We start from the raw sequence: 25,793 nt of genomic DNA, 5'->3' as shown, positions 1-25,793 counted from the left end.
GTAGCCATGTCCGACCTGCACCTGCGCCTGGGGCGTCCCGACGATGCGCCGGCCATCAGCCTGCTGGCGCGCCGGGTGGCGCGGCGCTGGATCCTGCCCGACCAGTCGCACGAAGCCGGCCAGGCGCTGCTGGCGCGGCTTGGCACGCGGGTGCTGCGCGAGCGCATGCAGGAGGGCCAGCGCTTCCATCTGGCCTGGCTGAATGAGGTGCTGGTCGGTATCGCGGGCATGCGCGACGACAGCCACCTGGTGCAGTTCTTCGTTGGCACGCGCTATCAGGGTCGCGGCATCGCCAGCCGGTTGTGGCGGCGCGCGATGGCCGATGCCGTACGCCGCGCGGGCACGCGCCGTTTCACGCTCAACGCCACGCGCGTCGCGGTTCCCGTCTACGAACATTTCGGTTTCGTCGCGACCGGGCCGGAGGGCTTCTCGCCTGCCGGCGTGCGCACCACGCCGATGGCGCTGGAACTCGCCGGGTCCCGCGGGCGGGCATAATCGGCCGCTGATCCGACATCACAGGACCGCCATGCCCGGCCAGCAGAACGAAGTCAGCTTCCGCTTCCTCGCCCAGCCCACCGACGTCAACTTCGGCGGCAAGGTGCACGGCGGCATGGCGATGAAATGGATCGACCAGGCCGGCTACGCCTGTGCGGTCGGCTGGAGCGGCGCGTATTGCGTGACCGTGTCGGTCAGCGGCATCCAGTTCATCGCGCCGATCCTGATCGGTGACCTGGTCACCGTGCGCGCACGGCTGATCCATACCGGTACCAGCAGCATGCACCTGGCGGTGGACGTGCTGGCGCAGGACCTGCGCAAGGGCGAACAGCGGCTGGCGACCAGTTGCGTGATGGTCTTTGTGGCGCTCGACAGCCCCGACGGCAAACCCACGCCGGTGCCACGCTGGGAGCCGCAGACGGACGAGGACCGCCGCCTGCAGGACTACGCCCGGCGGCTGATGGAGCTGTCCAAGACGATGGAGCAGCAGGTCGCCGTGCTCAGGCCCGCGGCCGCACCGGTGACTTGAGTTCCCCGGCCGGCGGCGCCCGCCACAGGAACCGCTCAAGCCATTGCGGGCTGGTCAGCGGACTTAGCAGCCGCTCGGCCGGCACGCTGGAAAGCAGGCGCACCAGCAGCCAGGCGGCCAGCAACAGCACCACCATGTTGGCCAGCGGCGGCTGGCCGGCCTCCAGCCAGGCAAACAGTCCGGCGGTCACCGCGAACTTCACGATGAAGCCGTGCGCGAGGTACGCCTGCAGGCTGCGCCCACCGGCCGCCGTGACAGCGAATTCCCGACGCGGAACCAGCGCCAGGAACGCGGCGCTACCGGCGACGCCCGCGCCCAGCCGCAGCAGGCGCCACAAGGTGCCTGCCGCGTAGTCCACCCCCAGCGCGGCGTAGCCGTTGCTGCCATAGAGCCAGCGCGGGTCCGGCACCGCGCTCGCGGCCCAGCCGAGCGCCAGCAGCGTGGCCAGCGCCAGCACGCAGGCCAGCGGACCGTGCAGCCGCTCGCGCCACGCCGGCGCGTACAGATGGCCGATCAGGAAGAACGGGAAGAACGACGCGGTGCGCGAGAGCGACATGCGATAGCCCACGTCGTCGGCCCAGCCAGCCATCAGCGCGAACAGGCAGGCCAGCAGGAGCGGGTGGCGCAAGCGCATGAACAGCGGCAGCAACAGGCGCCACGCCGCCAGGCTCGGCAGGTACCAGAGCAGCCAGTAGGGCGTGGTGACGCCCTTGGGTCCGGCATCGGGCCAGCCCGGCGTCTGTGCCGCCAGCGCGTACAGCGCCTGGAACAGCAGGTAAGGCAGCAGCAACTGGAAGGTGATCCGCTTGAGCAGCTTCACATCCACCTCGGTTCGCGCCACCGCGCCGGAGAGGAAGGCGAACGCCGGCATGTGGAACAGGTAGAGGAAGCGGTACAGCGCATCGATCGAGGCGACGCCGCGCAGCGGCTCCAGGCTGTGGCCGAACACCACCAGCGTGATCAGCGCCAGGCGGGCGTTGTCCATCCACGCATCGCGTGCGGGCCGGACGGGCGATCCGAGGACGGCAGGCGTGTCGGCGGTGCGGGCAAATCCATACATCCGCCGCAGGCTAGCAACGCCTTGGTGGAAGCGACGTCCCCGCAGGCATCGCGATGCGCCGTCCGTTCAGGAAGGTTGCCGATGCGTGGGCGCTCTCTACGGGACGGCCGAGCGCCGGCGTTGCCACGCCAGCACCGGCAGGCCCATCGCCACCAGCACGCCGGCCCACAGCAGCGACTCGGCGCCGGTGCCGACCAGCGCCCACAGCGCGTAAGCGAGCGCGCCGCCGGCGACCAGCCGTCGCCACCAGTGCGCGGCAGGCTCGATCCGCCACCAGGCCAGCACGCTGACCACGTAGGGCAACAGCGTGGTGGCGGTGGAGAGCAGGATCGAGAAGGTGAACAGCGCGACCAGCGTGCGGCTGTAGTTGGCCACGATCAGCGCGCTGGCCAGGCCGCTGCCCAGCACCAGCCCGAAGGCCGGCGTGCCGCGTGCGTCGAGCCGGGCGAAGCGGGCCGGGAACAATCCGTCCTGCGCCGCCGCCAGCGGCGTCTGTGCCTGCAACAGCACCCAGCCGTTGAGCGCACCGAAGCAGGAGATCGTCGCCACCGCGGCCAGCACGGCGCCCGCTGCCGGTCCCCACATGCGCGCCGCGGCAGCCACCATGGGCGCGGCGGAGTGGCGCAGTTCGTCCAGCGGCAGCAGTCCGATGACGACGGTGCAGGCAAGCATCGTGGCGAGGCCCGCGATCAGCATGCCGATCACGGTGGCGCGCGGCACCGTGCGCTCCGGGTCGCGCACCACGCCGGTCGGCACCGTGGCGGCCTCGAAGCCGAGCATCGCCCACAGCGTGAGCGCAGCGACGGACGTGCCGACGCCCAGCAGCGGCAATCCGCTGGGATTGAACGGGCGGTAGGCATCGGCATGCGCCCAGCCCAGCCCGACCAGGCCGAACAGCACCAGCGGCACCAGCTTGAGCAGCGTGGTCAACATCTGCACGCGCGCCGCTTCGCGCACGCCGGCCAGGTTCACTGCGGTGCACAGCCACAGAGCGCCCAGCGCGCAGGCGGCCGAGCGCCACGGCGTGGCGCCGGCAGCCGGCCACAGCGCGCCGAGGCTGCCGGCGAAGGCCACCGCGATCGCCGCGTTGGCGCTCCAGGTGCACACCCAGTAGCTCCACGCCACCACGAAGCCGGTGCTGTCGCCGAACGCGCGCCGCGCGTAGCCGTAGGCGCCGCCGTGGTTGCGTATCGCGCGCGCCAGCCAGGCATAGACCAGCGCCAGCAGCAGCGCGCCGGCCAGGGTCAGCGCCCAGCCGAGCAGGCTCGCCGCGCCGTACGGCGCCAGTGCCGCGGGCAGCAGGAACACGCCCGAGCCGATCATGTTGCCGATGACCAGGGCGGTCAGGGCCAGCTGGCCGAGCGGACGCCCGTTCATCGCAGACAAAACGTGTAGGAGCGCACCCAGTGCGCGACCGCGCACCTGACGTCCGCGTGGAACCGTGGCAGCCCGCGGTCGCGCACCGGGTGCGCTCCTACAGGGGTATCGGCAGGTTTCATGCGTGCTCGCGGTAGGTGCGGCGCAGCAGTTCATGGAAGTGGTGGACGGCGTTCTCGCGCAGCGGATTCAACCGCCCGCTCTCGTAGGAGCCGGACGCCAGTCCGCGCTGCACGTCCTCGCAGATGGTCACGTCCTCGTCCTGCACTTCGTCGCTGAAGGCGACGTCGCGCTCACGCCGGACGCGCGCTTCTTCGCTCGGGTCGGGCGCGTAATAGAAGTCGAACTCCACCCGGCAGCGGTCCACACCCAACGGCAGCACGCGGTTGGTCTGCAGCCGCCCGGGCAGGATGTTGAGCATCGTGTTGGGGTAGAGGAAGTAGTAAAGCGCCTCGCCGCTGCCATAGAGCTCGTCGGCGCTTTCCAGCGGACTGAACTGATAGGAGTACCACTGTGCCGTCTCGGTGACGTAGCTGCGGTAGTCCAGCACGCTGTTGAGCCCCGGGTGGATGTGCGGCACGTGGTAGCCCTCCAGGTAGTTGTCCACGTACACCTTCCAGTTGCAGGCCACCTCCCAGCTGGCGCGATGATGGAACTCGAAGCCGGCCAGCGATCGCCCTTCGCCCAGGCGCGTGTCGATACCATCGACGAAATCCGCGAACGGTGGCCCCTCGCCGGTGGCGACGAAGACCAGGCCTTGCCAGACCTGCACGCGTGCCTCGGGCAGGCGGATCGTCGAGGGATCGAAGTCGGGCGTACGACCCATCTCCGGCGCGCCGCGCAGCACGCCGTCCAGGCCGTAGGTCCAGCCGTGGTAGCGGCAGCGCAAGGCGGTCGCGCCCTTGCCGTCGCAGCTGGCGACCGGGCCGGCGCGATGGCGGCAGACGTTGTGGAAAGCTCGGATGGTGGCGTCGTCGCTGCGCACCACGACGATCGGCAGGCCGGCGATGGCGGTGACCAGGTGGTCGCCCACGCCGGCCAGTTGCGACTGGTGGCAGACCAGTTGCCAGCTCTTCGCGAACACGGCCCTGGCGTCGAGTGCCGGCATGCGCGGATCGGTGTAGCAGCGCGCCGAAAGCGCGTGCGCATGGTCGAGCGGCTGGGCGGCGAGGATATCGGGCGTGAGCAGCTCGGTCATGGCGGCACCGGCGGTTGGGTTGGGGAGTCGCGCCCTGCGGGCGGCCTGCGTTACTGGCCCTCGTACCAGACCGAAACGGTCACCGAGGTGGGCTCAAGACTACCGCCGCTGGACGATTGCAGAACGTGGACCACGCGGATGGACGGGTTCGCCGCCAGCCAGTCGTTGACCTCCCGCTGCAGGACTTCGGCAAAGGCTGCCGGACGGGTGAAATAGCCGGACTTGCGGCAGAACAGCTTGCATTGCATGGGATCATCCCTGATGGCCGGGCGACAGTGTAGGGTGCCGGCTCCCATGGGAGCCGGCACCTTCGCACTCAGCGTGCGCCGTAGAGCGCCTTGACGTCCTTCAGCAGTGCCGCCTGGCTGTCCGGGCGGGCGTAGAACATGTGGCCGCCGGGGTAGTTCTTCACCTGGACGCGGGTCGCATCGCCCATCGGCGGCATCTGGTCGACGACGAGCACGGAGGCCATGAACGGACAGGAGAGGTCGTCCCAGCCGTGCGCGATCAGCACGCGCAGGCCCGGGTCGGTGGCGACCGACTCGCGCAGTTGCGAGACCGAGCCCTCGTCGGCGTCGTCGTCCTCGTGCCAGAGCTTGTTCACCTCGTAGCTCAGCGCGTTGTAGCGGCCCGCGTACTTCCAGCCCACGGTACGGGTGACGAAATCGACCATGGCCGTGGTGGTCGGCGCGATGATGCCGTTCAGGATCGGGTCGCCGGTGCGCTGGCGCGGCGCGTAGGGGAACGGGTCCCACGCGGTGACGTTGGAATCGTAGCGGCTGCCGAGCTTGCCTTCGGCGCGATAGACCTCGCGCAGGTAGGCCTGGGTTTCGATCCGGCCTCCCGAGCGGCGCACGAACAACGGGTCGAGACCGGTCAGTTCGGTCACTTTTTTGATCACCCGCTCGGTGGCCTGCGGATCGGACCGGCCGCGCATCAGGTCGCTGGCGTACTCGCCGCGGGTGTATTCGACGATCTGCGCCATCGCCTCGGGCGTGAGCTTGTGCTCGCGCTCCAGGTGCGCGGCGGCGATCGAGGGCAGGGTCAGCATCCACGGCAGCGGCGAGACGTTCTCGTCGTTGAAGGCGGCCGGGTCGAGATAGGGCGACACCAGTACCACGCCCTTCATCGCCACGCCGAGCTGGGTCTGCAGGTAATCGGTGATGCGCGGGCCGCGGAAGCCGCCGTAGCTCTCGCCGACCAGGTACTTGGGCGACTGCAGCCGGCCGTTCTTGACCAGCCAGTCGTAGACGATCCGCGAGAGGTACTTGATGTCGTTGTCGGTGCTGTAGAAGAGCTCGGTCGCCTTCTTGTCGTCGACCAGCGCACGGCTGAAGCCGGTGCCGACCGGGTCGATGAACACCAGGTCGGTGAAGGGCAGCCAGCTGCCGGGGTTGTCGTGCAGCGTGGCCGGGTCGGAGGGGTTGTCGCCCTCGACGCCGAAATCCACCCGCTTGGGACCGATGGCGCCCAGGTTGAGATAGACCGACGAGGCGCCCGGGCCGCCGTTGAGCGCAAAGGTCACCGGACGGTCGCCCCCGCCCATGGTGTAGGCGGTGTAGACCACCTCGGCGACCGTGTTGCCCTTGGCGTCGCGCACCGGCAGCGAGCCGACGGTGACAGTGTACTTGAGCGTGCGGCCGTCGATCTGCGCGGTCTGCTGGGCGTGCGCGTCGGCGGGGAAGGGCGGCAGGTGGAAGTCGCCGTGGCTGGCCTCGGCGGCGGGCTTGTCGGCGGCGACGGCGGGGGCGGCGAGGCCGGCCAGCAGCGAGGCGGCCAGCAGCGTGGCCTGGAGGGTCTTGCGCACGGTGATTCCCCTTGTTGCGGAAACGGCCAGCCTAGCGGGTGGTGGGGCTTGAGGGGTGTGCCCAAAGGCATGGGGGCCGGGGCAAGGCTTCCCCCATCCGCCTGTCGGCACCTTCCCCCGTCAACGGGGGAAGGCTCACTCAGGTGGCTCCGCGTGCGACGTTGGCCGCATGTTCGATCCTTCCCCCGTTCACGGGGGAAGGTGCCCGAAGGGCGGATGGGGGCGACCGGAGCGCGATCCTCAGGCCGGCAGGGCGACCAACTGGTCCTGCACCTGATTGATCGCATCGCGGATGCGCTTGCTGAACACCGAATCGTCATGGTGGATCAGCACCAACCGCTCGGTCGCGCGGGTCATCGCCACGTAGAGCAGGCGCGCCTCCTCGGCCTCGTCCTTGCCCTCCTTGGGCAGCGATCCGAGCCCCGGGATGATCACGAACGGGAACTCCAGCCCCTTGCTCGAATGCATGGTCACCAACTTGACCGTGTCGGCGACGGCGAACAGCGCTCCCTTGCCCCGGCCTTCGGCCAGCCGGCCGGGGATGCCTTCGCGGTCCAGTGCCTCGGCGAGCTTCTCGCCTTCCCACTGGTTGCGGAAGATCACCGCCATGTCCGACCACGGCCGGCCGTGCGCGTGCTCGTCGCGCAACTGTGCGATCAGCACGGTGAGCTGGGCGGCGGCCGTCTCGACGCGGATCAGCTCCGGCACCGCACCGCGGCGGCCGGCGCTCTCGGGGGCGACGAGCGGTACGCCGTCGCCGTCGTCGTCGCGCTCGATGAGCAACTCGTTGGCGAAGCCACGCGCCACGGCCAGGATCTCCAGCGTATTGCGGTAGTTGAGCTTGAGGATGGTGGTGCGGCCCTGCGCCTGGACCCCCAGGCTCTTCCAGCTCACCTTGCGCCGGTCGGCCTTGCCGTAGATGTTCTGGGCGTCGTCGTAGAGCACCAGCAGCGAATTGGTCGCCGGGTCGATCATCTGCACGATCAGCTTGTACCAGTCCGGCTCGAAGTCGTGGCCTTCGTCCACCAACACCGCACCGTACTGGAAACGCGGGATCTGACCCTTGTCGACGCCGTCGATCACCCGCTCGACCATCTGCGCGAAGAACCCATCGCTGCCTTTCGGCGGCAACTCCACGTGGTAGGCCGTGAGCATCTTGTGGCACCACTTGTGGAAGTTGTAGACCTGCACCTTCTCGGCCAGGCCACGTTCGCCGATCAGCTGCTCCAGCCGGGCCGCGAGGGTCTTGTTGTAGCAGAGCACCAGGATCGGCCGGTTCATCGCGCGCGCCAGCTGCATCGCGCGGAAGCCCAGGATCATGGTCTTGCCCGAGCCGGCTACGCCGTGGATGATCCGGTGCTCGTCGCCCAGCGAGCGTGCCAGCTGTTCCTGCTGCGCGTCCATCACCTTCACCAGTTCGGGAATCTGCAGCGGGCGCACCGCCGCATCGGTCGGGCCGAACAGGCCGAACTGGCCGCTGCCGGGTTCCACGCGCAACTCGGGGAACAGGTGCCAGCGCACACGGTCGATCTGCGGCAGCGTCATGGCCACCGGGAACGCATAGGGGAACATCGCCCACAGCCGCTCCTGGAAGTCCTCCGACTCGACCGACTCGTAGAATTCGTCGCGGCAGATCGCCAGGTGCGGCGGGATCACCGCGTCCAGCCCGCCCTCCTCGAACTGCTTGCGGCTGATGTTGGACAACACCACGCCCCAGGCCCACGGCATGATGATCTTGCCGGCATGGCGGTGGCCTTCGGGGAATCGCAGCGCCGGATCGCGTTCGAGCACCACGCCGATCTCCAGCGCATAGGCGCGGGCCTGCAGCAGTGGATGGTTCTCCTTCACCAGGCCACGCTCGGTGATCAGTGTGAACTGGGTGCTGTCGGCGTGCTGGATGGTCTCGGCCTTCCAGTCCTTCACCTCCAGCACCAGCAGCCCGCGGCGTGGATGGAACACCACGAAGTCCGGGCGGCGCTGCTTCAGGCCGACGGGCACGTCGTACCAGAGCAGGTAGTCGTCCTCCAGCTTCTGTTCCAGCCGCTCGGAGAAGCGCTTCTCGCCGGCGGTCATGCGCGGCAGGCAGCTGTTGCGGGAGGGGATCTGGGTGGCCATTCGGCGTCCGTCGGGCGTTTTGCGTGGAAAGTATCGAACTTCCGCACGCTGTCAACGCTAAAGTCGAGGCAGCCAGCGCCGATATGACGGGCGACGACCAGGCACAGGACGCCATCGCGGACACGCGACATCCAGGGCGGGCGCCATCGTCACGTTCGGGCGCGGGGAGAGCCCAGCATGCCCATGCATATCGAAACGCTGTCGCTGATCAGTGCCGTCCAGTCGCTGGTGCTGGCCGTTCTGCTGTGGGCAGGTACCCACGGCGGACCGGGCGCAGCGCGCACCAGCCTGAAGCTGCGCGCCGCCGCGCTGGCGGTCGAATCGGCCGCCTGGACGATGCTGGCGGCGCAGGCCTGGCTGCACCCGGCGCAGTTGCTGCTGGGCGGCAACGCGCTCAATTTGCTGGCGCAGGGCATGTCGGTGGTCGCCCTGCGCATGTTGCTGGGGGAGCCCCTGCGCTGGCGCACCGCGCTGGCGATCGGCGTGGTCGGCTGGCTGGGGGTGGCCTGGTTCGGGGTGGTCGATCCGGACTACCGCGTGCGCGTGCTGTGGGGCTCGGCCGCGATCATGGCCGACATCGCGCTGCGGATGCAGGCGCTGCTGCGCGGCGGCCCGCGGCAAGGCACGCGGGCGCGGATGGCGCTGGTGGTGATGTGCTCGGCGGCCGCGCTGCTGCTGGTGTGGCGCAACGGCCAGCTGTGGTTCGACCTCAACCCGCCCGCCGACATCATCCAGCCGGATACGGTCAATTACCTCTACGTGCTGCTCTCGGGCATGCAGCCCTTGTTCCTCAGCATCGGCTTCCTGCTGCTCTACAACGAAACGCTGCAGCGCGAACTGCACCTGTTGGCGCGGGTCGACACCCTGACCGGCGTGAAGAACCGCCTGGCACTGACCGAAAGCGCCACCCGGATGCTGTCCCAGGCCCAACGCGCGGGGCGCTCGATGGGCGTGCTCATGATCGACGCCGACCATTTCAAGAGCATCAACGACCGCTTCGGCCACGGCGGTGGCGACAAGGTGCTGCTGGCACTGGTGGACAGCATCCGGGCCACGTTGCGCGCCGGCAATGTGATCGGGCGTATCGGCGGCGAGGAATTCGTGGTGCTGGCGCCCGACACCAACCTGGAGCAGGCGCTGGTGCTGGCCGAACGGATCCGCGCCACGGTCGAGACCACGCCATTGCTGGTCGACGGGCATCTGCTGCAGCTGACCGTGTCGATCGGCGTCGCGGGGGCCGAGCCGGGCGAGAGTGACGTGGGAGCCCTGCTGCAACGCGCCGACGCGGCGCTCTATGCGGCCAAGCACGCGGGCCGCAACCGGGTGATGGCATCCGATCCGGTCCTGGTGGGGCGACGCCTGCTGGCCTGATGCGCGCAGGTGGGCTTCGACTCACTTTCCCGCACGGCCGCGGTGGGCTGAAGCCCACCCTGCGCCTTCCCGAGGGTCACCCTTCCAGCGCGGCGTCGAGCGAGATGTCGGCGCGCAGCACCTTGGACACCGGGCAACCCTGCTTGGTCTCCTGCGCAATGCGCTGGAACGTGTCGGCATCGGCGCCCGGCACGCGGGCGCGGCAGTTCAGCGCGATGGTGGTGATGGCGAAGCCGTCGCCCTGCTTGTCCAGCGTCACCTGCGCCTTCGTCTCGATTCGCTCCGGCGTCAGCCCAGCGTTGCCCAGGCCCAGCGACAGCGCCATCGAGAAGCAGCCGGCCAGCGCTGCGCCGATCAGTTCCTCCGGGTTGGTGCCGGGGCCGTCCTCGAAGCGCGACTTGAAACCGAATGGCGCCTCGCGCAGCACGCCGGTCTGGGTGGAAAGGGTGCCCTGGCCGTCTTTCAGGCCGCCGGTCCAGGTGGCGGAAGCGGATTTCTTCATGGCGTTTCCCTCGGGCTCGGATGGACGGGCCAGTGTGGGCGCCGCGCCATGCAGGCCGCGCGAACGCACGCCGGCACCCGCTTCACGCGCGTTTTGCCGGCGCCGGCCGTAAGCTTTCCGCTTTCCATCGACGAGCATCGGCATGAGCTTCGACATCCGGCACGATCCCTCGGCCAAGCGCTTCGACACCGAGGTGGACGGCCAGCATTGCGAGCTGGATTACCGACTGTCCGACAAGGTCATGACGATCACCCACACGGGTGTGCCGGTCGCGGTGGAAGGCCGCGGCATCGCCTCGGCGCTGACCCAGGCCGCGATGGAAACCGCGCGCGCCGAAGGCTGGACGGTGGTGCCCGCTTGCGGCTACGCGGCGGCCTGGCTGCGCCGGCACCCCGAGTTCGCCGACCTGCGCGCCTGATCCCGTTGTGCCCGCTGTGCGGCGTCGGCCACACTCTGGCCCGCGCCGGTCTCAGGAGGCCCGATGAGCGATTCCCATCCCCACGATAAGCGGCACCATCGCCGCGGCGTATTGCATGCGCTGCGGGTGCGGCCCTCGCTGGTCATCGGCGCCATCGTGCTGTTGGCGGTGGCGGTCGCGGCATGGGCACTGGGCATGCATCCGGCGCCCGCGTTCCTGCTTGGCTTCGATGCGGGCGCGCTGTCTTTCATGGCGCTGCAGCTGCGCGAATTCGCCCGGGCCACACCGGCAGGCATGCGTGAGAAGGCGCGTCGCCAGGACGCCGGACGCTGGGGCATTCTGTGGAGCGGCGTGGCGATCTCCACGGTCGTGCTGGTGGCGCTTGGCACCGAGCTGGAGGCCGGCAAGACCGGTGGGCTGCTCGCCATCGTGGTGGCGGCCGCGAGCATCATGCTCAGCTGGGCTTTCCTCAACACGCTGTTCGCCCTGCATTACGCGCACGGCTACTACGGCGGCTATGGCGAGCAGCACAAGGGACTGGACTTTCCCGGCGGCGGCGAGCCGGACTACTGGGACTTCGCCTATTTCGCGGTGGTGATCGGGATGACCTTCCAGGTCTCCGACGTGCAGGTCACCAGCCGCGAATTGCGCCGGATGGTGCTGGTGCACGGCGTGATCGCCTTCTTCTTCAACGTGTTCATCGTGGCGGTCAGCGTGAACATCGTGGCGGGGCAGGGTTCGTAACTCCTGTAGGAGCGCCCTTGGGCGCGACCGGGATGTCAGTCGCGCCCAAGGGCGCTCCTACAGGCTAGTCGCGGAAGTTGTCGAACTGCAACGGCAGCTCGACCTCGGACTTGCGCAGGTGCGCGATCGCCAGTTGCAGGTCGTCGCGCTTCTTGCCGGTCACGCGCAGCTTGTCGCCGTTGATCTGCGCCTCGACCTTGAGCTTGGCCGCCTTCAGCTCCGCCACCAGCTTCTTGGCCACCGGCTGCTCGATGCCCTGCTTGACGGTGATCTTCTGCCGCGCCCCGGCCAGGTTCACCTCCGGCTCGGACACGTCCAGTGCGCGGATGTCGATCTTCCGGCTGGTCAGGCGGCCGCGCAGGATGTCGAGCATCTGCTGCAGCTGGAAATCGCTGGGCGCGCGTTGGGTGATCACGTAGCCGTCCAGCTCGTAGCTGGCGTCGGTGCCCTTGAAGTCGAAGCGGCTGGCCAGCTCGCGGTTGGCCTGGTCGACCGCGTTGGTGAGTTCGTGCTTGTCCACTTCGGAGACGACGTCGAAAGAGGGCATGGTGGGCACCTGATCGGGTTGGAAGGCGTCAAAGTGTAAGCGCTCGGCGATAATGTGCGGCCGGCGCCCGGTGCGCGTTCCCTGCCAATCATGAAAACCGACGTCCTCATCATCGGCGCAGGTGCCGCCGGCCTCATGTGCGCGATCACCGCCGGTCAGCGCGGTCGGCGCGTGCTGGTGCTCGACCACGCCAACAAGCCGGGCAAGAAGATCCTGATGTCCGGCGGCGGGCGCTGCAATTTCACCAACCTGGGCGTGACGCCGGCCAACTACCTGTCGGCCAACCCGCACTTTGCGAAGTCAGCGCTGGCGCGCTACACGCCGGCGGATTTCATCGCGCTGGTGGAAAAACATCGCATCGCGTACCACGAGAAGGAACTCGGCCAGTTGTTCTGCGACGACTCCTCCAAGCAGATCGTGCGCATGCTGCTGGACGAGTGCGCGGCCGCCGGCGTGCGCGTGGAGACCGGCTGCGCGGTGGAACGCGTGCGCCACGGCGAGGCCGGCTTCAATGTGGCCACGGCGCGCGGTGAAGTGCATGCCCAAGCGCTGGTGGTGGCCAGCGGCGGGCTGTCGATTCCGAGCATGGGCGCCACCGGCTTCGGCTACGAACTGGCGCGCCAGTTCGGCCACGCCGTGCTGCCCACGCGCGCCGGGCTGGTGCCGCTGACGTTGAGCGGCAAACATCAGGAGCGCTACGCGGACCTCGCCGGCGTGGCGCTGGCGGTCGAGGCGCGCTGCGGGCGGCAGGCGTTCCGTGCGGGGCTCCTGTTCACCCATCGCGGTGTCAGCGGGCCTTCGATCCTGCAGATCTCCTCCTACTGGCAACCGGGCGAGGAACTGCGGCTGGATCTGCTGCCCGACCGCGACGCCGCGGATTGGCTGCCTGCCCAGCGCGCGGCACGCCCGGCGGCCGAGCTGAAGACCGTGCTGGGCGACGTGCTGCCGAAGCGGCTTGCGCAGCGCCTGTGCGAGCTCGACTTCGGCAATCGACCGATGCGCCAGTACCGCGAGGCGGAGCTGGCCGCGATCGGCACGCGCATCAACGACTGGCCGTTGGTCGCCAGCGGCACCGAGGGCTACCGCACCGCGGAGGTGACCCTCGGTGGCGTGGATACCGACGGCCTGTCCTCCAGCACCATGCAATCGAAGCTCGTGCCGGGGCTGTACTTCATCGGCGAGGTGGTCGACGTGACCGGCTGGCTGGGCGGGTACAACTTCCAGTGGGCGTGGGCATCAGCGCATGCGGCCGGTGAGGTGGCTTGAGGTATTCGCGCGGCATGGATGCCCGCTGCGTCATCCTGGCCGCGTCCGTGTAGGAGTCCGCTTGCGGGCGATGCTCTCAAGTCACACCGAGGCCGGGAGCATCGCCCGCAAGCGGGCTCCTACAGGCAAAGTCCAACGATGGAGAAACGCATGAACATCGGCTTCCTCGGCCTGGGCGCCATGGGCAGCGCCATGGCCAGCAACCTGCTCGCCGCCGGCCACGTGTTGACCGTGTGGAACCGTTCCGAAGGCCCCGCCGAGCCGCTCGCCTCGCTCGGCGCCAAGGTCGCGCGCACGCCCGGGCGGGCGGTGCAGGGCCAGGTCGTGCACAGCATGCTGGCCAACGACCAGGCGGTGCGCGAGGTGTTCCTCGACGGTGGCGTGCTGGACGAGATGGATCGCGGCACCGTGCACGTCAACCACGCAACCATCTCGGTGGCGCTGGCACGCGAGCTGGCCCAGGCGCACGCGGAGCGCGGGCTGGGCTACGTCGCCGCGCCGGTGTTCGGCCGACCGGACATGGCCGCGGCTGCGAAACTCAACATCGTGGTGGCCGGGCACCCGCACGTCGTGGAGTCCGTGCGTCCTTTGCTGGAGGTGCTGGGCAGCCGGCTGTGGCCCGTCGGCGAGGCGCCCGAGCGCGCCAACGTGGTGAAGCTGGCCGGCAACTTCATGCTCGCCTCGGCGATCGAAAGCATGGCCGAAGCCAGCGCGCTGACGCGGGCGCATGGCGTCAGTGCGGCCGACTTCCTGGAGATCGTGACCAACACCCTGTTCGCCGCGCCGGCCTACCAGGGCTACGGAACGCTGATCGCCGAGGAGCGCTACGCACCGCCGGGCTTCGCGTTGCCGCTGGGCCTGAAGGACGTCAACCTTGCGCTCGCCGCGGGCGAGGCGGCGCGGGTGCCGCTGCCGTTCGCCGGCGTGGTGCGCGATGCGCTGATCGAGGCGCTGGCCGCCGGCGGCGAGGGGCTGGACTGGGCGGCGCTGGCGCAGGTGGCCGCGCGCCGCGCACATCTCACATGACACGAGCCGAAAGCCGCCCGCTCTTCTGTAGGAGCGCCCTTGGGCGCGACCGGGGGCTAGGGCAGCAGACACGCTGCACGGACCCATCTCGCACAGCGGCCTTTTCGCCTTGGGCGCTTGTACCGCCCAGGCTCTGAATGGCGGTTGCGCCCAAGGGCGCTCCTACATGTGCGGGTTTTGCCGCGGTTACGGCTTCGGCCGTTGCTGCAGCCAGCGGTCGAGCTGGTTGGCGAAGGCCTGCCGGTCGCGCGCATGGAACGCCGCCGGGCCGCCGGTATCCACGCCGGCGCCGCGCAGCTCGTCCATGAAGTTGCGCATCGACAACCGCTGCGCGATGGTCTCGCGCGTGTACAGCTCGCCGCGCGGGTGCAGCGCCAGCGCGCCCTTGTCGATGGCCTGCGCGGCCAGCGGGATGTCCTGCGTCACCACCAGGTCGCCCGCGGCCAGGCGCTGCACGATCTCGTTGTCGGCCACGTCGAACCCGCCGGCCACCTGGATCGCACGCACCCAGCGCGTGGAGGGCGTGCGAAGCATCTGATTGGCGATCAGCGTGACCATCACCTGCGCGCGCTCGGCGGCGCGGAACAGGATGTCCTTGATCGGCCCCGGGCAGGCGTCGGCATCGACCCAGATCTGCGGCGTGCCGCTCACGCGTCGTTCCAGTGGAGCAAACCGTCGACGACCGTGCGCGCGCGCCCACCGACCCAGATCGCGTCCGGCTCGATGCGGGCCAGCAGGCGCGCGTCGTGGCCCATCTCGCGACCTTGGCTGATCGCGTAGCCGCGCGCCAGCGCACCGTGCGGCTCGGCCTGGGCGATGTACGCGGCGATCAGGCCGTTGGCGGCGCCCGAAGCCGGGTCCTCGACGATACCCACGCCGGCGGGGAAGGCGCGCACCACCAGTTGGTAGTCACCCGACGCGCTGCGTGCGAATGCGCACAGGCCCATGCTGCCGGTGGCGCGGGCCAGCGCGCCGATGGCGCTGTGGTCGGGCAGCCAGCCACGCAGGCTCGCCTCGTCGGCGACCTCGGCCAGCCACCAGCGGCGCCCGCCGTCGACCAGCGCCGGCGGCAGCATGCCCAGCTCGATGCCGCCAAGCGTGGCTTCCAGCAGCGGGTGCGCATCACGGCCGGTGGCGAGCACCCGCTCGCCGGGCGATTTCAGCAGGAGGTCGCGCGACTCACCCTCGCCTTCGACGCGAATCGGCAACACTCCGGCGCCGCATTCCTGCCAGAGCAGGCCATCAACCGGCTGTGCGAGTGCGCAGGCCAGCGCCGCGTGCGCGCTGCCGACGCTGGGATGGCCGGCAAACGGAATCTCGTGCTGCGGCGTGAAAATACGAACGCGATAGCTTCCCTGTGGCGTCGACGGCGGCAGCAGGAACGTGGTTTCCACCAGCGCGGTCCAGCGCGCGAAGCGCTGCATCTCATCGTCGCTCCAGTCGCGCGCGTCGGTCACCACGCCCAGGTGGTTGCCGCCGCCGCAGGTGGCAGCAAAGACGTCCAGATGGAGATAGCGGATCGGTTCCATGCGTGTCCGTGGGGAGCGGGCGGATAAAGCCGCGCATGATACGCCTTGATGTCGCACCCGTGGCCGCGCGAGTCGACAAGGCGCAAGGGTGACGCCAAGATGGACGGTCCGCCCGTTGCTCAGGAAGCCCCAGCGCTCATGATCACCCTGGCCATCATCGCCATCACCTGCGTCGTCTCGTTCCTGGCCTTCAACAAGCCGAAACTGCTGGATAACCTGATCCTCTGGCCGCCTGCGATCCAGCGCCATCGCGAGTACCACCGCCTGGTGACCTACGGGCTGGTGCACGCGGACTTCGGCCACCTGTTGTTCAACATGATCACGCTGTTCTTCTTCGGACGGCTGATCGAGCAGTTCTATGCCGCCGAACTGGGCCGGCTGGGCTTCGTGCTGTTCTACATCGCCGCGCTGGTGGTTTCGATCCTGCCCACCTACATCAAGAACCGCCGCAACCCGAACTACCACAGCCTCGGTGCCTCCGGCGCGGTGTCGGCGGTGCTGTTCACTTACGTGCTGCTGGCGCCCTGGTCGAAAATCATCGTGTTCGTGCTGCCGATGCCGGCCGTGCTGTATGCCGTGCTTTACGTCGGCTATTCGATCTACATGGACCGCACCGGCCGCGACAACATCAACCACAGCGCGCATCTGTGGGGTGCGGCCTTCGGCGTGGTCTTCACCCTGCTGATAGAGCCCAGGGTGTTTACTCACTTCCTTGCGGAGCTTTCCAACCCACGCATGTAGGGAGGTCCATGCCCCCGGCGCCAGACCGCCAACGACCGTTCTTCGTGGTGCTCAACCGCCGCTCCGGCAGCGGCGACGCCGGCGCGACGGAACGGGCCATCCGCGGCACGCTCGATGCCGCGGGGCATCCCTACCGGCTGTTCTGCGCGAAACACCCGCGGCACCTGGGCGAGATGGCGGAGCAGGCGGCCGCGGCGGCCCGGGCGCAGGGCGGGGCGGTGGTCGTGGCCGGCGGCGATGGCACCATCAACGCGGTCGTCCAGGCCGTGCTGCCAGCCGGCCTGCCGCTGGGCGTGCTGCCGCAAGGTACGTTCAACTTCTTCGGCCGCTGCCATGGCCTTCCCGAAGCCGATGCCGATGCGGGCATGCGGGGCTTGCTCGACGCGCAGGAAACGCCGGTGCAGGTGGGCATGGTCAACGACCGCGTGTTCCTGGTGAACGCGAGCCTGGGGCTTTATCCGGAACTGCTCGAACGGCGCGAGCAGGACAAGCGGCGCTTCGGCCGCCACCGCCTGGTTGCGTTGCTGTCCGGTTTGCGCGCGCTGCTCGGCAATTACCCGGATCTGCGGTTGACGCTCAACGAGGACGGCCAGCAGCACATGCGGCGCAGCACCACGCTGGTGGTGGGCGACAACCGCCTGCAACTGGAGGGCATCGGCATTCCCGAAGCCGCCGCGGTGAGCCATGGCGCGCTGGTCGGCATCGTGCTGCCGCCGCTGGCGCGCTGGCGCATGATCTTGACGGCGGTGCGCGGGCTGTTCGGGCACCTGGGCGACGTGGAGAAAGTCGACAGCTTCGCCTTCACCGAACTTGAAGTGGCCTTGCCGCGACGCCGGGAGCTGAAGCTCGCCATCGACGGCGAGATCGTCCGCCTGCCGTTGCCGTTGCGCTTCCGGGTCGCGCCACAGCCGCTGCGGTTGCTGGTACCGCGGGACCGGCACCCGTGAGCCTGTTGCTGCACATGTCCGACTCGCATTTCGGCACCGAGCGGGCGCCGGTGCTGGAGGCGCTGCGGCAACTGGTGCATGAGCGCCGTCCGGCGCTGGTGGTGCTGTCCGGTGACCTGACCCAGCGCGCGCGACCGGCGCAGTTCGCCGCGGCGCGCGCGTTCGTCGCCAGCCTGCCGGCGCCGTTCCTGGCGATCCCCGGCAACCACGACATTCCGCTGTACGCCCTGGCTACCCGCCTGCGGGCGCCTTACGCACGCTACTGCGCGGCGTTCGGCGAGGAACTGGAGCCGGCGTGGTCGTCGCCCGAATGGCTGGTGCTGGGGGTCAATACCACGCGCTGGTGGCGCCACAAGCAGGGCGAGGTGTCGCCGGCGCAGATCGAACGGGTGGCGGCGCGGCTGCGCCAGGCAGCACCGGGCCAACTGCGGGTGGTGGTGGTGCACCAGCCGATGGCGGTGATCGAGTCATCCGACCGGGGCAACCTGCTGCGCGGCCACGCGCAGGCGGCCGATGCGTGGGCGGCGGCCGGCGCGCAACTGGTGCTGGGGGGCCACATCCATCTGCCTTACGTCCGCCCCTTGCCGGCGCCTGGCGGCCGCCCCCTGTGGGTGGTGCAGGCCGGCACCGCGGTGTCGCATCGGGTACGCGGTGGCATCCCCAATTCGATCAATGTGCTCCATCGCGTGGCCGCCGATGCCTGCGCGGCCGAGCGCTGGGACTACGATGCCACGTGCGGTGTCTTCGCCTGCCACCAGCGGCAGGATCTCGCGCTGCGCGTCCCGCATGCACCCTGAATCGCGCGACGCTTCATGCCGCAATCGCGCATGACAGCGGAGGACGCCCGCGCAATACTGGACGTGCAGGTCTTTCCGCCGCTTGGCTGAAGCATGCGGGCAAGGCTGCACCGACCACCGCAGGAGTGATGACGCATGGCAACGACCCGCACGTCGGCCGCGAAGAAATCCGCGGCAAAGAAGGCAGCCGCCGGAAGCAAGGCGACGAAGAAGACCGCCGCCGCCAAGGCCGGCATCAAGACACCGATCAACCGCACCGCTTCTCGCCCGGCCGCCAAGAAGGCTGCCGGCAAGTCCGCGGGCGCATCGAAGAAGACGGCCGCCAGGAAGGTCGCAGTGAAGAAGGCGGCGCCGAAGAAGGCCACTGCAAAGAAGGCCGTACTGAAGAAGGCAACGGCAAAGAAGGCGGTGCCGAAGAAAGCCGCGGTCAAGAAGGCCGCCGCCAGGAAAGCGGTCGCCAAAGCCGCACCGAAGAAAGCTGCAGCGAAAAAAGCCGCCACCAGGAAGACCACGCCGAACGCGGCCCGGAAGACGGCGCCCAAGGCGCTGCCGAAGAAGTCGGCCACGCGCAAGGCGCCATCGGGCACCACCGCCGGGGCGAAGTCCATGAGCAAGCCGGCAGCGAAGAAAGCCGGTCCCGCGGGCAAGGCGAGCCGGCCGAGTGCCTCTCCGCGCAAGGCGGCAGCACCGCGCAAGGCCGCGCCTTCGACCCAGCACATCAGTCCGGAAGAAGCGGTCGCGCACATCCAGGCTTTGCTCGATGCCAAGCAGAAGCGCACGCGTCAGGCATCGGGGCGTCCAGCGGATGGACAGTCGCAGCCGCATGGCGAATCGGCCATCCATACGCCCGAGAGCCCGCAGCTTCCTACCGATGCGCCCAAGACCACCATTCCGGTGCACACCGGCCAGCGCGGCGCCAAGATCTGACGTCGCTCCCTCGCCGCGCCCGTGCATCCGCCGGGCGCGGCGCTTAAGGGCGCATTCAAACCGCCGCGACTAGCGTGGCCTGCGTGACAGCAGTCACGGAGGTTGAGCCCATGAAACGCATGCTTGCAGGACTGGCGCTGGTGCTTGGCACGGCGGCGCTGTCGGGTTGTTACTACGACCCTGGGTACAGCTACGTGCGCGGCAACGGCTACCAGGGCGATGCCTATTACGGCGAGGGCCCGTCGGTCATCTACGAGCCGGACTATTACGGCTACGGCGGCTACGGCAGCTACTACGGACCCGGCTGGGGCTATGGTTGCTGCTATTCATCCGGGGTGAGCGTCGGCATCAGCGGTACCTGGCATCGGGACTCGCACCATTACCGTGGGCGTGACTGGAGCCGTGATCGGCACGGGTATCGCGATGGCCGGCATGACCGCCACTCGTGGCGTGGCCGGGACGACCATGGCCATGACCGCCACGATTCGCACGGACGGCGTGGTCACGACCGAGACTGACCGGCGTTAGCCGCGCCTCGTGCCGGAAGCGTTCGCTTGGCACAATCGCGGCATGGCTTTTCCGTCCCTTCGCGGGCGCGCCGCGCGCCTGGTCGCTTTCGTGTTGTGCCTTCTGCTCGGGGGCTGCGGCAGCCTGCGTTATTACGCCCACGTGGCGCATGGGCAGGCGTCGTTGCTCATACACCGGCGGCCGATCGCCAAGGTGGTGCGCGACCCGGCCACCGATCCGCAGCTGGCGCGCCGCCTGCGCCTGGCCGCACAGGCGCGGCGGTTCGCCTCGGCTGCGCTGGCGCTGCCGGACAACCGCAGCTACACCAGCTATGTAGACCTGCATCGACCCTACGTGGCCTGGAACGTCTTTGCCACGCTGCCTTATTCGGTGGACGCGCTGCCCCAGTGTTTTCCGATCGCCGGCTGCGTGGCCTACCGGGGCTACTTCGAGCAGGCCCGCGCGCAGGTCCGCGCGGCGGAACTGAAGGCGCAGGGCGACGATGTGTGGATCGGGCCGGTGCCGGCCTATTCGACGCTGGGCTGGTTCGCCGATCCGATCGTCTCGAGCATGTTGCGCTGGGATGACGACGAACTGGCCGGCACCATCTTCCACGAGCTCGCGCACCAGCGGCTGTACGTGAAGGGCGACACGGCCTTCAACGAATCGTTTGCCAGCTTCGTCGAGCAGGAGGGCCTGCGCGAGTGGCGCAAGGCGCGTGGCTTGCCGCCGCCCGATCCACGCGACCAGGCGATGGCGCAGGACTTCACCACGCTGGTGCTGGACCTGCGCGAGCGCCTGAAGGCGCTGTACGCGAGCACGGACGACCAGGCCTCGCTGGCGCGCGGCAAGCAGGCGCAGATCGAAGCCTTCCGCCGTCGCTATGCGCAGTGGCGGGACAGCCGCGGGTCCGGCGACGCGCGTTACGACGCCTGGGTGGCTGCGCCGATAAACAACGCCAAGTTGCTGCCCTTTGGCCTGTACGACCGCTGGACCGGCGCCTTCGCGGTGCTGTTCGGGCGCTCGGAGCGGGACTGGGGCGCGTTCTATGCCGCGGTCGGTGCGCTGGCTGACAAGCCTGTGGCCGAGCGGACGCGGGCACTCGAACGCCTCGCTGCCGCGTCGAAGCCGGTCGGGCCTGCGAGCGAGTAGGGACCTTCGACTCCGGCCTCGACCTGCGCTCAACCTGAGCAGCAAGCTGGCCGCCCTGTCGTCCCGCTCGCCCGCGGAGGCAGACGGCCGGCAGGCCGATGAGGTTCGAGCGGAGCGGAATCCACGCGACACCTGAGCATGCCCGCGCCGGACCTTGGCACCTGCCACCCACGCCCCAACCTCGGGACCATGGCCGACACCACCGTTGCGCAATTCTTCGAGCAGTTCCCCATGCGCCGCGTGCGCGAGCCCGAGCTGGATGCCACGCTGGCCGAGCCGGTCGATGACCTGACCATCCTGTTCCTGTGGGGCCGCGACTGCCCCAACTGCGACATCGCCAAGCGCGCCATGTTGCTGGCGCGCGAGCGCTTCCAGTGGCCGCGCGTGCGCTGGCTCCACGACAACGTCTACGAGGATCCCGGCATGGCCACGCGCTTCGGCCTGCACGGCATCCCGGCGTTCTTCGTATTTTCCGGCACGCGCAAGCTCGGCCGCATCACCAGCTGGCCGGGTGCGGATGCCTTCGTGCGCGCGATCGACGCGCAACTCGCCGCGCTGGCGCCGGCGCAGGGATAATGCGTGTTCCGATCCGGCTTCGCGCCGGGTCCCGCCAGGCCAGCGCATGATCGTCCAGTCCCTGCTCGATACCGACCTGTACAAGTTCTCGATGATGCAGGTGGTGCTGCACCACTATCCGGCTGCGCACGTGGAGTACCGCTTCAAGTGCCGCAATCCGGGCATCGACCTGGTGCCCTGCATCGACGAGATCCGCGCCGAGCTCGACGCGCTGTGCCGTCTGCGCTTCACGCCCGAGGAGCTCGACTACCTGCGTGGCTGGCGCTACATCAAGAGCGACTTCGTCGATTTCCTCGGGCTGTTCCAGCTCAACGCAAAGTACGTGGAGATCACGCCCTCGCCAGCGGCCAACGGCGAGATCGAGATCCGCATCTGCGGCCCGTGGCTGCACACGATCCTGTTCGAGGTCCCGCTGCTGGCGATCGTCAACGAGGTCTATTTCCGCAACACGCGGCCCGGCCTCGGCCTCGCCGAAGGCCGCGCACGCCTGAAGGCCAAGATCGAGCTGCTGCGCGCGGATCCCGAGTACGCCGACTGCCGCATCGCCGACTACGGCACCCGCCGGCGCTTCTCGCGCGACTGGCACGAGGAGGTGGTGCGCACCCTGCGCGATGGCCTGGGCGAGCAACTGGCCGGCACCAGCAACGTCTGGATGGCGTGGAAGCTCGGCCTCACTCCGTTGGGCACGCTGGCGCACGAATACCTGCAGGCACACCAGGCGCTGGGACCAAGGCTGCGCGATTCGCAGCGCGTGGCGCTGGAGACCTGGGCGAAGGAATACCGGGGCGACCTGGGCATCGCGCTGTCGGACGTCTACGGCCTGGACGCGTTCCTGCGCGACTTCGACATGTATTTCTGCAAGCTCTTCGATGGCACCCGGCACGACTCGGGCGACCCGTTCGACTGGGGCGAGAAAGTGCTGGCGCATTACCGCGCCAACCGCGTCGATCCGCGCACCAAGATCCTGGTGTTCAGCGACGCGCTGGACATGCCGCGGGTGATGCAGCTCTACCGCCATTTCCGCGGGCGCTGCCAGCTCGCCTTCGGCGTCGGCACCAACCTGACCAACGATGTAGGGCCCACGCCGCTGCAGATCGTCATCAAGATGGTCCGCTGCAACGACCAGCCGGTGGCCAAGCTCAGCGATTCGCCCGGCAAGAACATGTGCGACGACCCGGCATATGTCACCTACCTGCGGCAGGTGTTCGACATTCCGCCGGAGGCTTGAGGCGGGCTACAGGCCGATGTGGCGGTCGCGCCTTGCACGCACGCGCACCTGCCGGCGCGGCGCCTCGCGGCACGCCGCGTAGGCCAGCAGCACGAGCGTGGCGAGCGCGATCAGGGAAGAAAGGATCAGGTGCATCATCGCAGCATCGTCTCCGTGGCGCCGGGCGGGAAATGACCATCGCTCATGTGCATATGCCGCGGCCGGCGTAGACTCGCCGACACCTTATGGGAGCCTTTGCATGAGCAGCGTCTACGATTTTTCCGCGCGCGATATCGACGGCCAGGAGCGCTCGCTCGCACAGTGGCGCGGGCGCTGGCTGCTGATCGTCAACGTCGCCTCCAAGTGCGGCTTCACCCCGCAGTACACCGGGCTGGAGGCGCTGTCCCGGCAGTGGCAAGAGCGCGGGCTGACCGTGCTCGGCTTTCCCTGCGACCAGTTCGGGCACCAGGAGCCGGGCAACGAGGCGGAGATCCGCCAGTTCTGCAGCCTCAACTACGAGGTCAGCTTCCCGTTGTTCGCCAAGGTGGAGGTCAACGGGGCCGGTGCGCATCCGCTTTATCGCTGGCTCAAGCGCGAGGGCAAGGGCGTGCTCGGCAGCGAGGCGATCAAGTGGAACTTCACCAAGTTCCTGGTCGATCCCGAAGGGCAGGTCGTCAGGCGCTACGCGCCGACCGATACGCCGGAGAAGATCGAAGCCGATCTGGCGCGACGGATCACAAGCTGACCTCATCCCTGTAGGAGCGCACCTGTGCGCGACCGCCATGTACCCGTTGCGAAGGACAAGGCGGTCGCGCACAGGGTGCGCTCCTACAGGCTGCGCTCGTCCAGTCCGGCCAGCAGGATGGCGATCGTATCGACCTCAGCGCTGGCCGACTTGCCCTCCGGCGGCACGTAGTCGTTGAGCAGGATCGCGAACGCCAGGTGCTCGCCGGCTGCGCTGGTGACGTAGCCGGCCAGGCAGTTCACATACGTCATGCTGCCGGTCTTGGCGTGCACGTTGCCCGCGGCCGGCGTGCCGCGCATGCGCGAGGCCAGCGTGCCGTCGACGCCGGCCACCGGCAGCATGTCACGCACGCGGGCGGCGTCCGGGCCGTTGGCGAGGAAGGCGAGCAGGCGGACGAGCGCGTTCGGGGTGGTGAGGTCGCGGCGGGAGAGTCCGGTGCCTTCGCCGACCAGGCTGGCCGACGGCGGGATACCGATACGGTCGAGCAACTGGCGCAACGCGTGGATACCCCAGTCGGCCGCACCCAGGAAGCCGGACGGCGCGAGCGGGTCGTCCGTTGCCGCGGCATGGGCGCGCGTACCGGCCAGCTGCAGCAGGTTCTGCAGGTAGAGGTTCTGCGAGCGCTTCAGTCCCTCGCGCAGCAGCGTGGCGAGCGGTGGGGATTGCACCTGCGCCAGCACGATGGTGCCTGCCCGCAGCGCCGTATCCTGCGGCTGCGGCCAGCGCCGCACGCGCATTTCGCCATCGACCGTGATGCCATGTCGCTGCAGCGACTGCAGCAGCATCTGGCCGGCCACCTGGGCCGGATCGGCCATGGCCAGCCGGAAACGGCGCGGCCGTGACTGCGCCGGGATGGACCCAAAGGCGTGCAACAGCTCGCTGCCCGGCGCGCGGTAGAGATTGATGTCGTCCGCGGTGCCAGTGAGCAGGCGGTCGTCCAGCGGCATCGCCGCGGCGGGCGGCTCGAACGCCAGTTGCGCCGGTTCGCCCGTGCGCGCCGCCGGCGTCACGATCAGCCGCAGCTGGTTCTCGTACACGCTCAGTGCCGAGGCCGGCGCGGCGAAGCCGGCGAGCAGGTCGGTGGCTTCCCAGCCGTCGCCGATCGCCGGTCCGGCGAAGTAGCTGGCATCGGCCACCAGATCGCCCTGTACGCGGCGCACGCCCCTGGCCGCCAGTTGATCGGTCAGCGCGTCGGCCCAGTCCGCGGTGGACGGGTCGGCACCCAGCGAGGGATCGCCCATGCCGTAGAGCACCAGCGGTCCCTGCACGCGCCCGCGCTTTCCCGGAGCGGGGCCGAGCACGCGGGTGGGGATGCGGTAGCTTGCATCCAGCCCGTTCAGCACCAGCGCCGCGGTGTACAGCTTGGCGGTCGACGCGGGCAGGAACAGCTTGTCGGCATCGTGCGCATACAGGGTGCGACCGCTGTCGAGCGACACCACCGCAATGCCCCAGCGCGCGGCGGCGAAGCGCGGTTGGGCGAGGTGTGCGTCGATCGCCGCGCGCGTGGCGGGCAGGTCCATGGCGACCGCGTGCAGCGGAGCCAGTGCGAGGGCGAGCAGGGGAATCAGGCGGAGAAGCTTCATCCCCGCAGTATCGCAATCGCCCGGCAACGGCGCAGGCCGGTGTGACGGGGCCTCGACCCCGACCTGTTAAGCTGGCCCATTCACCGACAACGAGAGTGCCATGCAGATCGCAGACAACACCGTCGCCTCTTTCCACTACACGCTGACCGACGACGAGGGACGCGTCATCGACAGCTCCGAGGGACGCGAGCCGCTGTCCTACCTGCACGGTACCGGCCAGATCGTGCCGGGCCTGGAGAAGGTGATGGCCGGGCGCCAGGCGGGCGACCAGTTCAAGGTCGACGTGTCGCCGGAGGAAGGCTACGGTCCGCGCCATGCCGAGCTGATGCAGGAAGTGCCGCGCGAGGCGTTCCAGGGCGTGGAGGACATCCAGCCCGGCATGCAGTTCCAGGGCCGCGGCCCGCAGGGCGCGATCAACGTGACCGTGGTGCGCGTGGACGACGACAAGGTGCACATCGACGGCAACCACCCGCTGGCCGGGCAGACTCTGCACTTCAACGTCGAGGTGACCGACGTGCGCGAGGCCAGTGCGGAAGAGCTTCAGCACGGCCACGTGCACGGCCCGGGCGGCCACGACCACTAAGCACCGGCACCACCCTTGTAGGAGCCCGCTTGCGGGCGATGCCC

The 25,793-nt window shown here is 69.1% G+C and carries 29 protein-coding genes; 17 read left to right on the top strand and 12 right to left on the bottom strand.

Going from position 1 to position 25,793, the window contains the following annotated elements; all coding sequences use genetic code 11:
* Nucleotides 1–6: 6 nt before the first annotated feature.
* Both ACFWZ3_RS03620 and ACFWZ3_RS03615 read left to right on the top strand, forming a co-directional pair.
* The gene (locus ACFWZ3_RS03620; RefSeq protein ID WP_439706421.1) at nt 7–495 is read left to right on the top strand and encodes a GNAT family N-acetyltransferase; all 489 of its coding nucleotides are present in this window, start codon (nt 7–9) and stop codon (nt 493–495) included.
* Nucleotides 496–526: 31 nt separating this feature from the next.
* Entirely contained in the window at nt 527–1,024 is a 498-nt protein-coding gene (locus tag ACFWZ3_RS03615; protein WP_439706420.1) for an acyl-CoA thioesterase, read from the top strand.
* Here the strand turns inward: ACFWZ3_RS03615 and ACFWZ3_RS03610 are convergent.
* The 6 genes from ACFWZ3_RS03610 to ACFWZ3_RS03585 all read right to left on the bottom strand — a co-directional run bounded on the left by ACFWZ3_RS03610 (nt 996) and on the right by ACFWZ3_RS03585 (nt 8,581).
* Nucleotides 996–2,009, bottom strand: coding sequence for an acyltransferase family protein (locus ACFWZ3_RS03610; protein WP_439706419.1), 1,014 nt, complete (start codon nt 2,007–2,009; stop codon nt 996–998). The two genes, ACFWZ3_RS03615 and ACFWZ3_RS03610, sit on opposite strands and share 29 nt — an antisense overlap.
* Nucleotides 2,010–2,180: 171 nt before the next feature.
* Nucleotides 2,181–3,461 (bottom strand): amino acid permease, encoded by a 1,281-nt coding sequence (locus ACFWZ3_RS03605; protein ID WP_439706418.1) that lies wholly within the window; start codon nt 3,459–3,461, stop codon nt 2,181–2,183.
* A 118-nt stretch (nt 3,462–3,579) separates the two neighbouring features.
* Nucleotides 3,580–4,659 (bottom strand): aromatic ring-hydroxylating oxygenase subunit alpha, encoded by a 1,080-nt coding sequence (locus ACFWZ3_RS03600; protein WP_439706417.1) that lies wholly within the window; start codon nt 4,657–4,659, stop codon nt 3,580–3,582.
* Between the two features lie 50 nt (nt 4,660–4,709).
* On the bottom strand, nt 4,710–4,907 hold the full coding sequence (locus tag ACFWZ3_RS03595; RefSeq protein WP_439706416.1) for a hypothetical protein: 198 nt from the start codon (nt 4,905–4,907) through the stop codon (nt 4,710–4,712).
* A gap of 68 nt (nt 4,908–4,975) precedes the next feature.
* On the bottom strand, nt 4,976–6,466 hold the full coding sequence (locus ACFWZ3_RS03590; protein ID WP_439706415.1) for a S10 family peptidase: 1,491 nt from the start codon (nt 6,464–6,466) through the stop codon (nt 4,976–4,978).
* Between the two features lie 240 nt (nt 6,467–6,706).
* On the bottom strand, nt 6,707–8,581 hold the full coding sequence (locus tag ACFWZ3_RS03585) for a 3'-5' exonuclease (protein ID WP_439706414.1): 1,875 nt from the start codon (nt 8,579–8,581) through the stop codon (nt 6,707–6,709).
* 177 nt (nt 8,582–8,758) lie between these two features.
* Here ACFWZ3_RS03585 and ACFWZ3_RS03580 point away from each other — a divergent pair, with 177 nt between their 5' ends.
* Entirely contained in the window at nt 8,759–9,952 is a 1,194-nt protein-coding gene (locus ACFWZ3_RS03580) for a diguanylate cyclase (RefSeq protein ID WP_439706413.1), read from the top strand.
* A 76-nt stretch (nt 9,953–10,028) separates the two neighbouring features.
* Here ACFWZ3_RS03580 and ACFWZ3_RS03575 read toward each other — a convergent pair whose 3' ends face one another.
* A complete protein-coding gene (locus tag ACFWZ3_RS03575; protein WP_439706412.1) occupies nt 10,029–10,454 on the bottom strand; it encodes an OsmC family protein in 426 nt (141 codons plus the stop codon).
* 142 nt (nt 10,455–10,596) lie between these two features.
* Here ACFWZ3_RS03575 and ACFWZ3_RS03570 point away from each other — a divergent pair, with 142 nt between their 5' ends.
* Nucleotides 10,597–10,872, top strand: a complete 276-nt coding sequence (locus tag ACFWZ3_RS03570; RefSeq protein ID WP_439706411.1) for a GNAT family N-acetyltransferase — start codon at nt 10,597–10,599, stop codon at nt 10,870–10,872.
* Nucleotides 10,873–10,935: 63 nt separating this feature from the next.
* Complete coding sequence (locus tag ACFWZ3_RS03565) at nt 10,936–11,616, top strand: DUF1345 domain-containing protein (protein WP_439706410.1); 681 nt, start codon at nt 10,936–10,938, stop codon at nt 11,614–11,616.
* A 64-nt stretch (nt 11,617–11,680) separates the two neighbouring features.
* Here the strand turns inward: ACFWZ3_RS03565 and ACFWZ3_RS03560 are convergent, their stop codons facing one another.
* Nucleotides 11,681–12,163, bottom strand: coding sequence for a YajQ family cyclic di-GMP-binding protein (locus ACFWZ3_RS03560; RefSeq protein WP_439706409.1), 483 nt, complete (start codon nt 12,161–12,163; stop codon nt 11,681–11,683).
* A gap of 90 nt (nt 12,164–12,253) precedes the next feature.
* On the opposite strand from ACFWZ3_RS03560, the gene ACFWZ3_RS03555 reads away from it, so the two are divergent.
* Nucleotides 12,254–13,429, top strand: a complete 1,176-nt coding sequence (locus ACFWZ3_RS03555) for an NAD(P)/FAD-dependent oxidoreductase (RefSeq protein WP_439706408.1) — start codon at nt 12,254–12,256, stop codon at nt 13,427–13,429.
* 150 nt (nt 13,430–13,579) lie between these two features.
* A complete protein-coding gene (locus ACFWZ3_RS03550; RefSeq protein WP_439706407.1) occupies nt 13,580–14,455 on the top strand; it encodes an NAD(P)-dependent oxidoreductase in 876 nt (291 codons plus the stop codon).
* Between the two features lie 186 nt (nt 14,456–14,641).
* On the opposite strand, the gene ACFWZ3_RS03545 is transcribed toward ACFWZ3_RS03550, so the two are convergent.
* Both ACFWZ3_RS03545 and ACFWZ3_RS03540 read right to left on the bottom strand, forming a co-directional pair.
* Nucleotides 14,642–15,106, bottom strand: a complete 465-nt coding sequence (locus ACFWZ3_RS03545) for a YaiI/YqxD family protein (protein WP_439706406.1) — start codon at nt 15,104–15,106, stop codon at nt 14,642–14,644.
* Nucleotides 15,103–15,984: a PhzF family phenazine biosynthesis protein gene (locus ACFWZ3_RS03540; RefSeq protein WP_439706405.1), complete on the bottom strand. Its 882-nt coding sequence runs from the start codon at nt 15,982–15,984 to the stop codon at nt 15,103–15,105. The genes ACFWZ3_RS03545 and ACFWZ3_RS03540 overlap by 4 nt, the downstream gene beginning before the upstream one ends.
* Nucleotides 15,985–16,122: 138 nt before the next feature.
* Between ACFWZ3_RS03540 and ACFWZ3_RS03535 the strand changes: the two genes are divergently transcribed.
* The 8 genes from ACFWZ3_RS03535 to pncB all read left to right on the top strand — a co-directional run bounded on the left by ACFWZ3_RS03535 (nt 16,123) and on the right by pncB (nt 22,859).
* A complete protein-coding gene (locus ACFWZ3_RS03535) occupies nt 16,123–16,725 on the top strand; it encodes a rhomboid family intramembrane serine protease (RefSeq protein ID WP_439706404.1) in 603 nt (200 codons plus the stop codon).
* 8 nt (nt 16,726–16,733) lie between these two features.
* The gene (locus ACFWZ3_RS03530) at nt 16,734–17,672 is read left to right on the top strand and encodes a diacylglycerol/lipid kinase family protein (protein WP_439706403.1); all 939 of its coding nucleotides are present in this window, start codon (nt 16,734–16,736) and stop codon (nt 17,670–17,672) included.
* Complete coding sequence (locus ACFWZ3_RS03525) at nt 17,669–18,469, top strand: metallophosphoesterase family protein (RefSeq protein WP_439706402.1); 801 nt, start codon at nt 17,669–17,671, stop codon at nt 18,467–18,469. The genes ACFWZ3_RS03530 and ACFWZ3_RS03525 overlap by 4 nt, the downstream gene beginning before the upstream one ends.
* Before the next feature lie 135 nt (nt 18,470–18,604).
* Nucleotides 18,605–19,396, top strand: coding sequence for a hypothetical protein (locus ACFWZ3_RS03520; protein WP_439706401.1), 792 nt, complete (start codon nt 18,605–18,607; stop codon nt 19,394–19,396).
* 110 nt (nt 19,397–19,506) lie between these two features.
* Nucleotides 19,507–19,914: a hypothetical protein gene (locus ACFWZ3_RS03515; RefSeq protein WP_439706400.1), complete on the top strand. Its 408-nt coding sequence runs from the start codon at nt 19,507–19,509 to the stop codon at nt 19,912–19,914.
* A gap of 52 nt (nt 19,915–19,966) precedes the next feature.
* Nucleotides 19,967–21,055, top strand: coding sequence for an aminopeptidase (locus tag ACFWZ3_RS03510; protein ID WP_439706399.1), 1,089 nt, complete (start codon nt 19,967–19,969; stop codon nt 21,053–21,055).
* A gap of 189 nt (nt 21,056–21,244) precedes the next feature.
* On the top strand, nt 21,245–21,631 hold the full coding sequence (locus ACFWZ3_RS03505; RefSeq protein ID WP_439706398.1) for a hypothetical protein: 387 nt from the start codon (nt 21,245–21,247) through the stop codon (nt 21,629–21,631).
* Between the two features lie 46 nt (nt 21,632–21,677).
* On the top strand, nt 21,678–22,859 hold the full coding sequence (gene pncB, locus ACFWZ3_RS03500; RefSeq protein WP_439706397.1) for a nicotinate phosphoribosyltransferase: 1,182 nt from the start codon (nt 21,678–21,680) through the stop codon (nt 22,857–22,859).
* A gap of 6 nt (nt 22,860–22,865) precedes the next feature.
* On the opposite strand, the gene ACFWZ3_RS03495 is transcribed toward pncB, so the two are convergent.
* A complete protein-coding gene (locus ACFWZ3_RS03495; RefSeq protein ID WP_439706396.1) occupies nt 22,866–22,997 on the bottom strand; it encodes a hypothetical protein in 132 nt (43 codons plus the stop codon).
* 100 nt (nt 22,998–23,097) lie between these two features.
* Between ACFWZ3_RS03495 and ACFWZ3_RS03490 the strand changes: the two genes are divergently transcribed.
* Entirely contained in the window at nt 23,098–23,583 is a 486-nt protein-coding gene (locus ACFWZ3_RS03490) for a glutathione peroxidase (protein ID WP_439706395.1), read from the top strand.
* 83 nt (nt 23,584–23,666) lie between these two features.
* On the opposite strand, the gene dacB is transcribed toward ACFWZ3_RS03490, so the two are convergent.
* Entirely contained in the window at nt 23,667–25,166 is a 1,500-nt protein-coding gene (gene dacB / locus ACFWZ3_RS03485) for a D-alanyl-D-alanine carboxypeptidase/D-alanyl-D-alanine endopeptidase (RefSeq protein WP_439706394.1), read from the bottom strand.
* Nucleotides 25,167–25,266: 100 nt separating this feature from the next.
* On the opposite strand from dacB, the gene ACFWZ3_RS03480 reads away from it, so the two are divergent.
* Nucleotides 25,267–25,749, top strand: a complete 483-nt coding sequence (locus ACFWZ3_RS03480) for an FKBP-type peptidyl-prolyl cis-trans isomerase (protein ID WP_439706393.1) — start codon at nt 25,267–25,269, stop codon at nt 25,747–25,749.
* Nucleotides 25,750–25,793 lie beyond the last annotated feature (44 nt).

The organism is Frateuria sp. GZRR35 (genome assembly GCF_051900415.1).
Classification (GTDB): domain Bacteria; phylum Pseudomonadota; class Gammaproteobacteria; order Xanthomonadales; family Rhodanobacteraceae; genus Frateuria_A.
This window is presented reverse-complemented; position numbering and strand designations above follow the sequence as displayed.